Here is a 13,678-nt window from a genome sequence, read left to right as displayed (position 1 = left end):
CGATATCAGGCTCCTCGCGCGCTGCGCCCGGGACATCTGCGGGGAGAAAGTATATCAGTAGCCGACCCTTCCATTCGAGTAACGGATATCGATTCTATGAGCAACGAGAAGGACACGAACGACCCGCCGGCCGCCGACGATACGCCGCCGGAGGATACGCCGCCGGAGGACGCGCCGTCGGAGAGCACGTCCCGAAAGGAGACGTCCCGGGAAGAGACGGGTACCGAGGAGGTAGCCTCGAACGGCCACTCGTCGGAAGACGGTGTCGACGACTCGGATCGGGTCGGTGACGACACCGACGACTCGGATCGGGTCGAAGCCGATACCGACAGTGACGACGAGTGGGACGACCCTGAGTGGGACGACCCCGAGTTGGACGACGACGTCACGATCGAGGACGGCGTCGACGGTGACGGGGGAGCCTCCGAATCGTCCGAGGACGGCGTCGTCGACGGTCCGATCGACGACGGGGATATCGACGAGCTCGGGAGCACCGTCGAGGTCGAGGGCGCGGAGATCGCCGAGGACCCGGACGAGGACGACCTCCTCGGCGGGCTCCTGATCGACGACACCTCGGAGATCGAGATCCCCGACCGCCTCGTCGACCAAGTGATCGGCCAAGAGCACGCCCGCGACGTGATCATCAAGGCGGCGAAACAGCGCCGCCACGTGATGATGATCGGCTCGCCCGGGACGGGGAAGTCGATGCTCGCGAAAGCGATGTCCGAGCTCCTCCCCAAAGAGGAGCTCCAAGACGTCCTCGTGTATCACAACCCGGACGACGGCAACAAGCCGAAGGTCCGGACGGTGCCGGCCGGCAAGGGGGAACAGATCGTCGACGCCCACAAGGAGGAGGCCCGCAAGCGCAACCAGATGCGGTCGCTGCTCATGTGGATCATCATCGCCGTCGTGTTGGGCTACGCGCTCATCATCGTCGGCCAGATCCTCATCGGCATCATCGCCGCGGGTGTCGTCTACCTGGTCTTCCGCTACTTGAACCGCGGCTCGGACGCGATGATCCCCAACCTGCTCGTCAACAACGGCGACACGAAGTCCGCGCCGTTCCGCGACGCGACGGGGGCACACGCCGGCGCACTGCTCGGCGACGTCCGGCACGACCCGTTCCAGTCCGGCGGGATGGAGACGCCGAGCCACGACCGCGTCGAGGCCGGCGCGATCCACAAGGCGAACAAAGGCGTGCTGTTCGTCGACGAGATCAACACGCTCGACATCCGGAGCCAGCAGCACCTGATGACGGCGATCCAGGAGGGCGAGTTCTCCATCACGGGCCAGTCCGAGCGCTCCTCGGGCGCGATGGTCCAAACGGAGCCCGTCCCCACAGACTTCGTCATGATCGCGGCCGGGAACCTCGACGCGATGGAGAACATGCACCCGGCGCTGCGCTCGCGGATCAAGGGGTACGGCTACGAGGTGTACATGGAGGACACCATCGAGGACACCCCGGAGATGCGCCGACAGTACGTCCGCTTCATCGCCCAGGAGGTCGCGAAGGACGGCCGCCTTCCGGAGTTCACGGCCGAGGCGATCGAGGAGGTCATCCTCGAAGCGAAGCGGCGCTCCGGCCGCAAGGGCCACCTCACGCTTCACTTCCGGAACCTCGGCGGGCTCGTGCGCGTCGCCGGCGACATCGCCCGCGGCGAGGACGCCGAGTTCACCACGCGCGACCACGTGCTGTCCGCGAAGGGTCGCTCGCGCTCCATCGAACAACAGCTCGCCGACGACTTCATCGAGCGCCGGAAGGACTACGAGCTACAGGTCTCGGACGGCTACGTCGTCGGGCGCGTCAACGGGCTCGCCGTCATGGGCGAGGACTCCGGGATCATGCTCCCGGTGATGGCCGAGGTCGCTCCCTCACAGGGGCCGGGTGAGGTGATCGCCACCGGGCAGCTGAAGGAGATGGCCCAGGAGTCCGTCTCGAACGTCTCCGCGATCATCAAGAAGTTCTCCGACGAGAACATCTCGGAGATGGACATCCACATCCAGTTCGTGCAGGCCGGCCAACAGGGCGTCGATGGCGACTCCGCGTCCATCACGGTCGCGACCGCCGTCATCAGCGCGCTGGAGAACGTCGGCGTCGACCAGAGCCTCGCGATGACCGGCTCGCTGTCGGTTCGGGGCGACGTGCTCCCCGTCGGCGGCGTGACCCACAAGATCGAGGCGGCCGCGAAGGCCGGCTGCACGCGGGTCATCATCCCGCAGGCGAACGAGCAGGACGTGATGATCGAGGAGGAGTACGAGGAGATGGTTGAGATCATCCCCGTCAGCCACATCAGCGAGGTGCTCGACATCGCCCTCGAAGGCGAGGCCGAGAAGGACTCGCTGGTCGACCGGCTCAAATCTATCACCGGCTCGGCGCTCAAAGAACAGGGCGTCTCGAAACCCACCAGCCCGAGCCCGCAGTAGCGGCTCGACTCCAGCCCCTCCGCCCCGTCGAATGACCGACTGGATGACGTTCGGGGCCGCGACCGCGCTCGGTACGCTGCTGCTTTTGTATTTCACTCGCCGATCACAGCGAACGCTCGAACGGGTCCGTATCGTCGACGATCCGGCCGATATCCGGGAGTACGGGCCCGAAAGATCGGACCCCGAAGCCGTGTCCAAGGACCACGCGGTCGGCGACGACGTCGAGGACGTTCACGGCGACGACGTCCGGGCGTCTCACGGCGACGACGTCGACGCGACCCACGCCGACGACGCCACCCGCACCGACGGCGTCGACCTCCCACCGCCGGGGTCACGGACCGAACCGACACTCACCACCGACCTCCTCTTGGCGAACGTGGCGGCTTCACAGGGGCTCGCGCTCGTCGGACTCGCCGCCGTCATGTGGTGGACCGGGGTACCGGCGGCGGCGGTCGGGCTGGCCGCCGACCCCGCGGGAGCCGTCCTCGGGTGGGGCGTCGCCGCCGGCGTCCTGTTGTACGTCGGCAACGAGATCGCCGCGGGGCTCGGCACGCGAGTGGGTGCGACCGCGCCGGGGCGGCTGCGCGAGGCGATGGCACCGGCCGACGCTCGGGGATGGGTGTTGCTGTTGGGCGTCGTCCTCCCGATCATCGCCGTGTTCGAGGAGCTGCTGTTCCGCGGGGCGCTGATCGGCGCAGTGGCGTTCGGGTTCGGGATCGACCCGTGGCTGCTGGCGGTCGGCTCCTCGGTCGCGTTCGGGCTCGGCCACGGCGCGCAGGGGCGGATCGGGATCGTCGTCACCGGCGTGTTGGGGTTCGCGCTGGCGGCGGTGTTCGTGGTCACCGGAAGCCTCCTCGTCGTCGTCGTCGCCCACTACGTCGTCAACGCGCTGGAGTTCGTCGTTCACGAGGGGCTCGACCGCGACCCGGCGGCGGCGATCGGATGACCGTGACGTCCGGCCGGAACGGGAGTGTTCGCGAAACGAGGCTCACGGGAACGGGCGGCCCGGGGCTAAGCGGGAGCCGTGACCGATCCGACGGGGATCGGGCGTCGTTTCGGCAATCCCTTTTATACACCGACGCGCATACGTAAACCCATGACCGGAAAGCCGACGGTCGGCGAGTACATGACGCGGGACGTCGAGACCGTGAGTCCGGACGACACGGTGGCCACCGTCGCCCGTCGGATGGTCGAGACGGCGGGCCACAAGGGGTTTCCCGTGACCGACGGGCGAACGGTGGAGGGGTTCGTCTCCGCCGGGGACCTGCTGTTGGCCGACGAGGAAGCGCCCGTGTTCACCGTGATGTCCGAGGACCTGATCGTCGCGCACCCGGAAATGAAGGTGACCGACGCGGCCCGGGTGATCTTGCGGTCCGGCATTCAGAAGCTGCCGGTCGTTGACGACGCCGACAACCTCGTCGGGATCATCTCGAACACGGACGTCGTCCGATCCCAGATCGAACGCGCGACGCCCGGTAAGGTGGGGAAACTGATGCGGACGCTCGAACAGATCCACGGCGTCACCCTCGGGGAGGAACGTCGGGAGGTCGCCCTCGACGAGCTCATCCCGACGCAGTCGCGGGTGTACGCCGACGAGCTGGAGGGTCGCCAGTACGAGCTCGAACGCGGGTTGGCCGAACCGCTCGTCGTCATTGACAACGGCGGCGTGCTCCACTTAGCCGACGGCCATCACCGCGTCATGGCGGCCCACGAGATGGGGGTCGAGACGATGGACGCGTACGTGATCATCCCGGAGACGCCGGTCGACCTCGGGATGGCGCGGACCGCGGAGAAGGAGGGGTTACACTCGATCGGCGACATCGAGATCGTCGACTACGCGCGACACCCGCTCGTGGAGACGACGAAGCGCCTACAGTGACGACGGGTTGCTTGTCGTGGCAGCGGAGAACCCTGCCCGATCGCTTATGCCCACCCGAACGCAGGAACTGGTATGGCACCGACGCTCGTCAACGCCGCCTTCGGGGCGTTGCTGGCGGCCGCGCTGCTCGGAGCCGCGTTCGACCGGCGGTCAGTAACGGTCGTCGTCGCCGCCGCAGTCCTCCCCGACCTCGACGCGGTCGCGAGCCTCGTGATCCCGGGAGCAACGAACGCGCTCTTCCACGCAGCCTGGATCCCGCTTGCCACCGGCGGGCTGCTGTACTGGGACACGACTCGCCGAGAAACGTCGTGGCTTCGGACGCGTTACGGCTGGTGGGGCGTCCGCGTCGCGTGGGTCGCGCTCGCGGCGTTCGCCGTCGCCGGCATCGGTCCGGAGCTGTTCGGTCTCGCCGGCGTGAACCTCCTCTACCCAGTCCACGACGCTTACTACCTCGTGGCGGGACGGCTGGTGTTCTCCACACAGGACGGGATCGTCCAGACGTTCGTCTCGCTGTCGGCGTCCGGCCCGGGTGTCCTCCCGCTTGAGAGTCCCGGGACGACCGCGACGTACGCGATCCCGACGTGGATCAATCCCGACGGTCGGCCGGGGCTTGCACTCGGCGCGGAGCGCGAGCTGTACCTCGTCCGGAGCGGCTGGCAGGCCGTCGTGGTCGCCGCGGCAGGGGCGCTACTCGCGATCCGGTTCGTGGAAGCTGGTGGGAGCAGCGATGCCGCGGACACCGCGGTCGAACTCGACGAGGTCGGGCCGGGCGAAACGGAGCGAGGTGATCGGTAGATGCCCTCGTCGGTCGTCCACGCCGGGTTCGCACTGCTGCTCGCGGCGGGACTCCTGAAGGGTGCGTACGACCGGCCGGCGCTGGCAGCTGTCCTCCTGATCGTCGTCCTCCCCGAGGTCGACAGCCTCCTCGGTCCCGTGATGTCCGGCGCTCACCGGACCGTCGGCCACAACTTCGTCCTCCCGGCGGCCGCGGGCGTCCTGTTGTACTACGATACGCGGGTCCGATCGACGTCGGCGCTCCGTGAGCGAGTCACGGACCGCTGGATCCGGGTCGCGTGGGTCTGTCTGTTCGTCCACGTCTTCGCGCACGTCTTCCTCGACTGGGCGCATCTGGAAGGAGTAAACGCGTTGTGGCCGCTCCACGACGAGTTCTTCCGGTTGGAGGGGGAGATCCTGCTCTCGACGGCCGACGGGTTCGTCCAAACCTTCGTGGATATCGAGCTCGACCCCGAGACCGGGGAACGGACCGTCGACGCCGGCGGAACCGGCACGACGGAGTCGGTCCACGTCAACAACCCCGTGGAGCCGGACTCGCCGGAGAACCTCGCCGACGCCGACGTGATCGACCGGCGGTTCCCGATCGCCCAGCGCGGCTGGCGACTCTACCTCATCGCCGTCGGCGTTTTCGCGGTCGTCGCCCGGCGGTTCCAGGGAGATCCGCCAACCGAGAAAATGTGATCGCGACACACACCTGACTGTGTATGGGCGGCGAATGAAGCGGCAGGAGTCCGTACTGACGATCGATGAGCCACGCACGACCCGACAGGGAACGGGGCGCGGGAGACGCCGGCGATACGGGTAAGGCACGCGCCGGCGAGCCGCTCGCCGGCGAGTCGATCGCGGTCGTCGGTGCGGGATTCGGGGGTCTCTCGGCGGCGGCGTACCTCGCCGACGCCGGCGCGGAAGTAACCGTGCTCGAACGGAACGCGCACCCGGGCGGGTACGCCGGCCGCATCGAACGCGACGGGTTCCGGATCGACACCGGTCCCTCCTGGTACCTGATGCCGGAGGTGTTCGACCGGTTCTTCGAGCAGTTCGGGCGCGAAACCGAGGAGTTCTACGAGCTGACTGCACTCGACCCCCTGTACGACGTCTACTGGAAGGACGGCGACCACGCGCGGATGCCCCCCGACCGGGAGGGACAGAAGGCGCTGTTCGAGGGGTACGAGACGGGTGCCGGTGACCGCCTCGACGACTACCTCGCGGACGCGGCGGAGGCGTACGAGCTGGGGATGGATCGGTTCGTCTACCCCAGCCGGTCCAGGCTTCGGGACATGCTCGATATCGACGTGGTCCGGTCGGCGCGCGCGCTCCCGAAGCTGCGGACGATGGACAACTACGTCGGATCGTACTTCGATCACCCGAAGCTGCGACAGATCGCGGAGTACAAACTGGTGTTCCTCGGCGGGTCGCCGTACAACACGCCCGCGATCTACACGCTGATGAGCCACGTCGACATGAACCTCGGCGTCTACCACCCGACGGGCGGGATCGCGAGCGTGATCGACGGCATGGTCGAGCTCGCGACCGATCTGGGCGTGACCCTCCACACCGACACGCCGGTGACCGCGATCGAGCCGGCGGACGGAGCGACCGACGGCTCACCCGCGTTCGACGTCGCCACGGACGGCCACGGAGTCGATCGGTTCGACCGCGTCGTCGCCAACGCCGCGCCGACACACGTCGAGGCCGACCTGCTCCCCGACGGGCTTATCGACCGCGAGGCGTACTGGGACTCCCGGACGTACGCGCCGTCGGCGTTCCTGCTGTACTTCGGCGTCGAAGGGGAGATCCCGGAGTTGGAACACCACTCGCTGGTGTTGCCGACCGATTGGAAACCACACTTCGAAACGATCTTCGACGACCCGGGCTGGCCCGAGGACCCCGCGTACTACGTCCACGTGCCCTCGGAAACCGACGAGACGGTCGCGCCCGATGGACACGAGGCGGTGTTTCTCCTCGTCCCGCTCGCGCCGGGACTGGATGACGACCCGGAGACACGAGAGCGGTTCCGCGAGCTCGTCTTGGACGACCTCGCGGCCACCACCGGCGTCGATTTCCGCGACCGGATCGTCCTCGAGGAGTCGGCCTGCGTCTCGACGTTCGCCGACCGGTTCAACGCTCCACAGGGGACCGCGCTCGCGCTCTCACACACCCTGAAACAGACCGGGCCGCTGCGGCCCGCACACCGTGCCCCCGGCGTCGACGGGCTCTACTACGTCGGGGCGTACACGAACCCGGGGATCGGGATGCCGATGTGTCTGCTCAGCGGGGAACACGCCAGCGAGGCGGTGATCGAGGACGCGACCAGCGACGGTATGCTCCCCCCGGTCGTCCCCACTTCGACCCGCTAATACCGCGGGATCTCCGGGGGATCCTGTCGGGACGCGACGCGCCGAATTCAATGCCGTGTGATATCACACAACAGCCTCTTTACTCCGTACCCCGAACGGATCATATGTCACACGACCCGGACGTGCTCGTCGTTGGTGGGGGAGCGACCGGCATCGGAACGGCTCGCGACCTAGCCCTTCGCGGGGTGGACGTACTGCTCGTCGACCGCGGCGGACTGTGCAGCGGCACCTCCGGCCGCTCACATGGCCTCCTACACAGCGGTGCTCGGTACGCTGAGGCCGACGCGGAGGGGGCGAGAGAGTGTATCGAGGAGAACCGGACCCTCCGACGGATCGCCGGCGCGTGCGTCGCCGAGACGGGAGGCCTGTTCGTGAGTTTGGCCGACGACGACGACGAGTACTTCGAGCGGAAGCGCGCCGCGTGCGAGGAGATCGGTATCCCGGCCGAACCCGTCGATCCGGACACCGCCCGGGAGTCGGTACCGAACCTCGCCGACGGGACGGAGCGAGTCATGCGTGTGCCAGACGGCGTCGTCTACCCGTCCCGGCTGATCGCGGCCAACGCGCTCGACGCCGAGGCTCACGGGGCGACGATACGCCCGCACACCCCGGTAGAGTCGATGACCGTCGATGACGGGCGGGTGACGGAAGTCCGCGTCGGCGGGGAGATGGCGGAGACGCTCGCTCCGGAGTACGTGGTCAACGCGGCGGGTGCGTGGGCTGGCCAGGTCGCCGCGATGGCCGGCCTCGACGTCGACATGCAGCCGACCCGTGGCGTGATGGTCTCCGTCGAGTACGACGGGCTCGGGCCGGTGTTGAACCGCTGCCGGGACCCCGACGACGGCGATATCGTCGTTCCACACGGGTCGGAAGCCGTACTCGGGACGACGAGCGTCCCAGTGAACGACCCGGACGACTACGAGCAGGCACGTTGGGAGGTCGAACGGTCGGTCGAGGAGTGTGCCGCGATGCTTCCACCGGTAGCGGACGCCCCCGTCGTCCGCGAGTGGTGGGGCGTCAGACCGCTGTACGCCCCTGACGAAGCCGAACGCGGCGGACGGGGGATCTCTCGTGGGTTCTTCCAGTTGGACCACGCGGCCGACGGTGTCGAGAACGCAGTCAGCGTCGTCGGCGGGAAGCTGACGACGTATCGGCTGATGGCGGCCTCGACTGCCGACCTCGTCTGTGACCGTCTCGGCGTCGACGCCGACTGTTCCACCGCCGACCGGGAGCTCGTCGCGGCGGACGATCCCGAACGTCTCGACGCGGCCGTCGCCGAGTTCGACGGGCAGGGACCGACCGACGCCGACGTGGTCGGAGAGTCCGACTGAGGGGACGAAAACGAGGGCGGGAGGAAGGTCGACTACGGTCGCCGATCCGCGGAGTGATCGCCTACCGAGGATCCCCGACGGATCGAAACGCCCGGGGGGTTTTAATACTGAGTGTCACTCCCGGATGTATATGTCCGGAATCTCTATTCACATCGCTCGCCGTCGGGCGGATCCCGGCCGACGTTGGACGGCGAAACCGACCGGGAGCACACGAGGGGGGCGGGACCGATGACGCCAAGCGCGCCGTTGGCGCTCGTCCCGCTTCTCATCGTGGGCGTCCTTCTCGTCGGACTCCTGTGGCCGGCCGCACGGGCGATGCCCGTGGCGTGGGCGGCCGCGGCCGTCGTCGCTTTTCTCGCGTGGGACATGCCCGTCGAGTGGATCGCCGCGGCGTCGATCGACGGCGCGATGGCGGCCGTCGAGATCCTCTGGATCGTCTTCGGCGCGCTCGTGTTGTTGTACACGCTGATGAACTCGGGGGCGGTCGACCGTATCAACGCCGGGTTCGCATCGATCAGCGACGACCGTCGTGTCCAGGTCGTCCTCCTGGGCTTCTTCCTCGCGACGTTCATCGAGGGCGTCGCCGGGTTCGGCACGCCCGCGGCCGTCGTCGCGCCGCTCCTCCTCGCGCTCGGGTTTCCCGCACTCGCGGCGGTCGTCGCCGCGCTCATCGGTCACGCCGTCGCGACGGTGTTCGGTGCGGTCGGCACGCCGGTGATCGTCGGATTCGAACAGCCGCTGGAGAACGTCGCCGACGCGATCGCCGGTGGCGGATTCGAGTCGGTGGGAGCGTACGCCGTCGCCGCCGGCGGGTGGGCCGCCGTATTCAACGGGATCCTCGGGACCCTGATGCCGCTTTTCGCCGTCGGGATGGTCGTGTACTTCTTCGGGGCGACGGACTCGGACGGGCGGTCGCTCGCCCCTGTCGCTGAGGTCGCACCGCTGTGTCTGTTCGCCGGGGTCGCGTTCGCGGTCCCGTACGTCGCGTCGGCGTGGCTCGTCGGTCCTGAACTCCCCTCGCTGTTCGGTGCGATGGTCGGGGGCGGGATCGTCGTCGCGGCGCTCAACGCCGGCTACTTTCTTCCGGAGGAGGAGTGGGAGTTCCCCGACCGCGAGGAGTGGCCGGACCACTGGGTCGGTAGTATCGAGCCGGGAAGCGAGGAGGCTGACGCCGACGCGGCGGCCGGGGCGGGCGGCGCGCCGATGTCGATCTTCCGCGCGTGGTCACCGTATCTCGTCCTCGTCGTGCTGCTGGTCGGAACGCGCGTGATCGACCCGATCGCGACGTTCCTCCAGGAGGGAACCGGGATGGCGATCGAGTGGAGCGGGATCCTCGGCACGGACGTCGGCGGCGCGATCGCGTGGGCGTACGTTCCCGGGACGTGGCTCCTCGTCAGCGCGCTCGTCGCGATCCCCCTGTTCGGAATGGATCGGGGCGAGGTATCGGACGCCTGGCGCGAGGCGGCCGGGAAGATCGTCTCACCTGCGGTCGCGCTCGTGTTCGTCATCGCGATGGTCGAGATCATGTTACAGACCGCGGACGCGCCGGCGAGCGTCGCCGACGGGAGCATGATCGTCGTGCTCGCCGACGCCACCGCCGCGACGTTCGGCGGGGCCTACCCGTTCTTCGCCCCCGCGGTGGGCGCGCTCGGCGCGTTTATCGCCGGGTCGATCACCGTGAGCAACATCACGTTCACCGCGTTCCAGTTCGAGATCGCGGTCGGGCTCGACCTCCCGACGCAGCTGCTCATCGCCGCCCAGAGCGTCGGTGCGGCGATCGGGAACGTGATCGCGATCCACAACGTGATCGCCGCGCTCGCGACTGTGGGGCTCGTCGGGAAGACCGGACGGGTCGTCCGTCTGAACCTGATCCCGCTGACGTACTACCTCGTCGCCGGCGGGCTGTTGACCGGGCTGTTCGTCTACGCGCTCGCGCCGGCGACGTTCTGAATCGGCGCGGGAGTCGTCCCGTAGCCACTCACCGCTGGAAAGGCGTTCAAGACGCCGAAACCCGGATATCGTCGACCGCGACCGACACCGGTCCACGCGTGTGGACGCTCGCCCCTTGACGCTGCCCGAGTCGGGCCCAGTGTCGTCAGCGGTTCCATCGTCGCAGACCACGCTCTCGTCGATATCGACCGTCTCTTCCCGGACGCGCAGCCGGCCTTCGTGACCGTCGGGGACGGCTCTGCGACGACTTGGCGACCCACAGCATATCGCGCCGGCGCACGGACTCCACTCGGTCGGTTGGGGGCTATCCGTGTGTCGCCCGCACGCTGAGAACCGTATCCCGTCCCAAATCGACGGGGGCCACGACAGCACGGAACGAGGAGGTGAGAGGCTGAAACGCGGGACGGACGAAAACGAAACGGGCCGCAGAAGATCTAGAACAGGTAGAACAGCGGGAAGAGGAACACCCAGACGATGTCCACGAAGTGCCAGTAGAGGCCGAAGTACTCCACCGGGCGCTCGTCTTCCATGTACGCACCGTGGTACGCACGGTACATCAGGAAGCCGGCGATGAGCAGCCCGCCGATCACGTGGATCGCGTGGAGCCCGGTCGTCACGAAGTACACCGACGCCTGAACCGGCGAGTACGGGTTCCCTTCGGCGACCGTGCTGAGGAAGACGCCGTCGACGTAGATCTTCGTCCACCACTCCCACGCCTTCACGCCGAGGAAGGTGAACCCGAGCAGCGTCGTCGCGCCCAGCGTCGCCAACAGCCCCTTCCGGCTCTTCCGGTGGGCGGCGACCAATGCGAGGATCACCGTGAACGACGAGGTGAGCAGCACGAACGTGTTGATGAGGCCGGGCAGCGAGTCGGGGATCGGCGTCCACGTTCCCCATCCAGCGTTGTACCGGATGAAGACGGCCGCGGAGATGAACGCCCCGAAGACGATCACGTCGGAGGCGAGGAAGAACCACATCCCCAGTTTCACCTTCTCGACGCCGTTGAACGGCCACCGCTCGGCGAACTCACTGGGCGGCGCGTAGAAGTCCTCGAGTCCCCACTTCACGCCGGTCCCGACCAGCGCGAGAAGCCCGATGACGGTGAGCGCGGGATAGATCGGGTTGGAGATCGCGACCGAGAGCTCCGTGATCGCGTTCCCGAATATGAACTCCGTGGACTCGTTGAACCCGGAGAGCCCGAGCAGCATGATGCCGGTTGCCAGCGACAACGCGAACGGCCAGATGCTGGCGTGGCTCGGGTGTTTGTCCCAGTACGGGTACTCACGGATGTGGTCGGAGTGGCTGTCGCCGCCGTCCGTGACGGCATCGCCGTTCTCGTCGGTCTTCACGGCCGGACCGCCGTCCGGCACGTAGTCTTTCACGAACTCCAGTTTCCCGGAGGCGTACGACGGCCGGTTCGGCCAGTTCTCCAGCGGCGGCGGGGAGGAGACCGCCCACTCCGCCGTCCGGGAGTAGTCCCACGGGTTATCACCCGCGTCCGGACCGGAGACGTACGACTTCGCGAAGTTGTAGAACATGATGAAGAAGGAGAACCCGAGGACGAACGCGCCGATCGTCCCTGCCTGGTGCATCCCCTGGAACGCGGGGTTGTACTCGAACACCCGCCGCGGCGTCTCCCACGCGAGGAACATCGAGAAGTACACCAGGTTGAAGCTGATGAAGAAGATCACGAAGTGGACCTTCCCGAGGAACTCGTCGTACATCTTCCCCGTCACTTTCGGGAACCAGTAGTAGGCCCCGCCGAACAGCGCCGTCGCGCCGCCGAACATCACGTAGTGGAAGTGGGCGACGACCCAGTAGGTGCCGCGGAACTCGTAGTCGAGGACGATGGCGCCGAGGAACACCCCGGTGATCCCGCCGAGGATGAACAACAGCAGTGCACCGAACGCGAACAGGAACGGCGTCGTAAACTGGACCCGCCCCTTGATCAGCGTGTAGATCAGCGCGAACACCAACAGGTCGAACGGGAGCGAGATACCGATGGTGGTCGCCATCATCAACGTCTTGATCTCCAGGTTGATCGTCGTCAGGAACATGTGGTGCATCCAGACGAGGAACGACTGGACGGAGATCAGACAGATGGCGATGATCACCCACTTCCGGCCGACGAGACGACGGCCCGAGAACGTCTGGAACAGCTCCAACATCACCCCGAGCGCCGGGAAGAAGACGATGTACACCTCCGGATGACCGAAGAACCAGAACAGGTGTCCCCACAGCAGCGATCCGCCTTCAGTCGCCGAGAAGTAGACGCTCCCCAGGATGCGGTCGGACGCGAGGATGAGACCGACTGCGAGCAGCGCCGCGAACGCGAACAGCATCATCCAAACGGTCGCGAGGATGGACCACGTGAACATCGGCATATCCATGATCCCCATCCCCTCGGCCCGCGAGTGGTGGATCGACGTGAGGAAGTTCACCGTCGACGCGGTGACGCCGACGACGAACATGAACAGCGCGAGTACCGCCCCGGTCGAGCCGATACTGGGCGTGTACATGGGAACGTTCAACGGCGCGTACATCGTCCATCCCGCGTCGAGCGTCCCACCCTGGAAGAAGCTGATCCCGAGGAGGACGCCCGAGAAGAGGTACATCCAATAAGAGAGTGCGTTCAACCGGGGGAACGCGAGGTCGTCCGCCCCGATCTGGAGCGGGACGAAGTAGTTCGCGAACGCGAACGCGAACGGAGAGAGGAACCAGAACACCATCACGAGCCCGTGTGCCGTCACGGCCTCGTTGTACGCCAGTCCCGAGAGGATGTGATTCGCCGGGTCCCACAGCTGGAGGCGGATCAGTAGCGCGAGCACGCCGCCGAACAGCAGGAAGAACAGTGCCGTGATCGCGTACAGGATCCCGATATCCTTGTGGTTCGTCGTGACTAACCACCGCTTGACGGACGTCGTTGGTGGAAGTTCGGACAT

The 13,678-nt window shown here is 67.2% G+C and carries 9 protein-coding genes; 8 read left to right on the top strand and 1 reads right to left on the bottom strand.

All coding sequences use genetic code 11. The annotated features are described in order from the left end of the window. Positions 1–96 precede the first annotated feature (96 nt). The 8 genes from lonB to ACZ5TV_RS10510 all read left to right on the top strand — a co-directional run bounded on the left by lonB (position 97) and on the right by ACZ5TV_RS10510 (position 10,736). A complete protein-coding gene (lonB, locus tag ACZ5TV_RS10545; RefSeq protein ID WP_379782069.1) occupies positions 97–2,424 on the top strand; it encodes an ATP-dependent protease LonB in 2,328 nt (775 codons plus the stop codon). 31 nt (positions 2,425–2,455) lie between these two features. Beyond that, a complete protein-coding gene (locus tag ACZ5TV_RS10540) occupies positions 2,456–3,370 on the top strand; it encodes a lysostaphin resistance A-like protein (protein WP_464383815.1) in 915 nt (304 codons plus the stop codon). 150 nt (positions 3,371–3,520) lie between these two features. Next, positions 3,521–4,303, top strand: coding sequence for a CBS domain-containing protein (locus ACZ5TV_RS10535; RefSeq protein ID WP_379778565.1), 783 nt, complete (start codon positions 3,521–3,523; stop codon positions 4,301–4,303). Between the two features lie 72 nt (positions 4,304–4,375). After that, positions 4,376–5,098: a hypothetical protein gene (locus ACZ5TV_RS10530; RefSeq protein WP_379778567.1), complete on the top strand. Its 723-nt coding sequence runs from the start codon at positions 4,376–4,378 to the stop codon at positions 5,096–5,098. After that, positions 5,099–5,779, top strand: a complete 681-nt coding sequence (locus ACZ5TV_RS10525) for a metal-dependent hydrolase (protein WP_379778569.1) — start codon at positions 5,099–5,101, stop codon at positions 5,777–5,779. 65 nt (positions 5,780–5,844) lie between these two features. Then, entirely contained in the window at positions 5,845–7,455 is a 1,611-nt protein-coding gene (locus tag ACZ5TV_RS10520) for a phytoene desaturase family protein (RefSeq protein ID WP_379778571.1), read from the top strand. A 104-nt stretch (positions 7,456–7,559) separates the two neighbouring features. After that, positions 7,560–8,786 (top strand): FAD-dependent oxidoreductase, encoded by a 1,227-nt coding sequence (locus ACZ5TV_RS10515; RefSeq protein WP_379778573.1) that lies wholly within the window; start codon positions 7,560–7,562, stop codon positions 8,784–8,786. Between the two features lie 228 nt (positions 8,787–9,014). Further along, positions 9,015–10,736, top strand: coding sequence for an L-lactate permease (locus ACZ5TV_RS10510; protein WP_464383814.1), 1,722 nt, complete (start codon positions 9,015–9,017; stop codon positions 10,734–10,736). Positions 10,737–11,170: 434 nt separating this feature from the next. Here ACZ5TV_RS10510 and ACZ5TV_RS10505 read toward each other — a convergent pair whose 3' ends face one another. Then, positions 11,171–13,678 carry a cbb3-type cytochrome c oxidase subunit I gene (locus tag ACZ5TV_RS10505; RefSeq protein WP_379778577.1) on the bottom strand — a complete coding sequence of 836 codons (2,508 nt, stop codon included), beginning with the start codon at positions 13,676–13,678 and terminating at the stop codon, positions 11,171–11,173.

The sequence above is a fragment of the Halorubrum tibetense genome, from assembly GCF_055396225.1.
The sequence above is the reverse complement of the archived record's forward strand: the minus strand, read 5'-3'. Positions and strand labels throughout refer to the sequence as shown.

What these genes read in the sequence shown, in the direction of transcription:
- ACZ5TV_RS10505 (WP_379778577.1), bottom strand. Translation starts at nt 13,678, where the DNA reads ATGTCCGAACTTCCACCAACGACGTCCGTCAAGCGGTGGTTAGTCACG.
- ACZ5TV_RS10540 (WP_464383815.1), top strand. Translation starts at nt 2,456, where the DNA reads ATGACCGACTGGATGACGTTCGGGGCCGCGACCGCGCTCGGTACGCTG.
- ACZ5TV_RS10530 (WP_379778567.1), top strand. Translation starts at nt 4,376, where the DNA reads ATGGCACCGACGCTCGTCAACGCCGCCTTCGGGGCGTTGCTGGCGGCC.
- ACZ5TV_RS10525 (WP_379778569.1), top strand. Translation starts at nt 5,099, where the DNA reads ATGCCCTCGTCGGTCGTCCACGCCGGGTTCGCACTGCTGCTCGCGGCG.
- lonB (WP_379782069.1), top strand. Translation starts at nt 97, where the DNA reads ATGAGCAACGAGAAGGACACGAACGACCCGCCGGCCGCCGACGATACG.
- ACZ5TV_RS10515 (WP_379778573.1), top strand. Translation starts at nt 7,560, where the DNA reads ATGTCACACGACCCGGACGTGCTCGTCGTTGGTGGGGGAGCGACCGGC.
- ACZ5TV_RS10520 (WP_379778571.1), top strand. Translation starts at nt 5,845, where the DNA reads ATGAGCCACGCACGACCCGACAGGGAACGGGGCGCGGGAGACGCCGGC.
- ACZ5TV_RS10535 (WP_379778565.1), top strand. Translation starts at nt 3,521, where the DNA reads ATGACCGGAAAGCCGACGGTCGGCGAGTACATGACGCGGGACGTCGAG.
- ACZ5TV_RS10510 (WP_464383814.1), top strand. Translation starts at nt 9,015, where the DNA reads ATGACGCCAAGCGCGCCGTTGGCGCTCGTCCCGCTTCTCATCGTGGGC.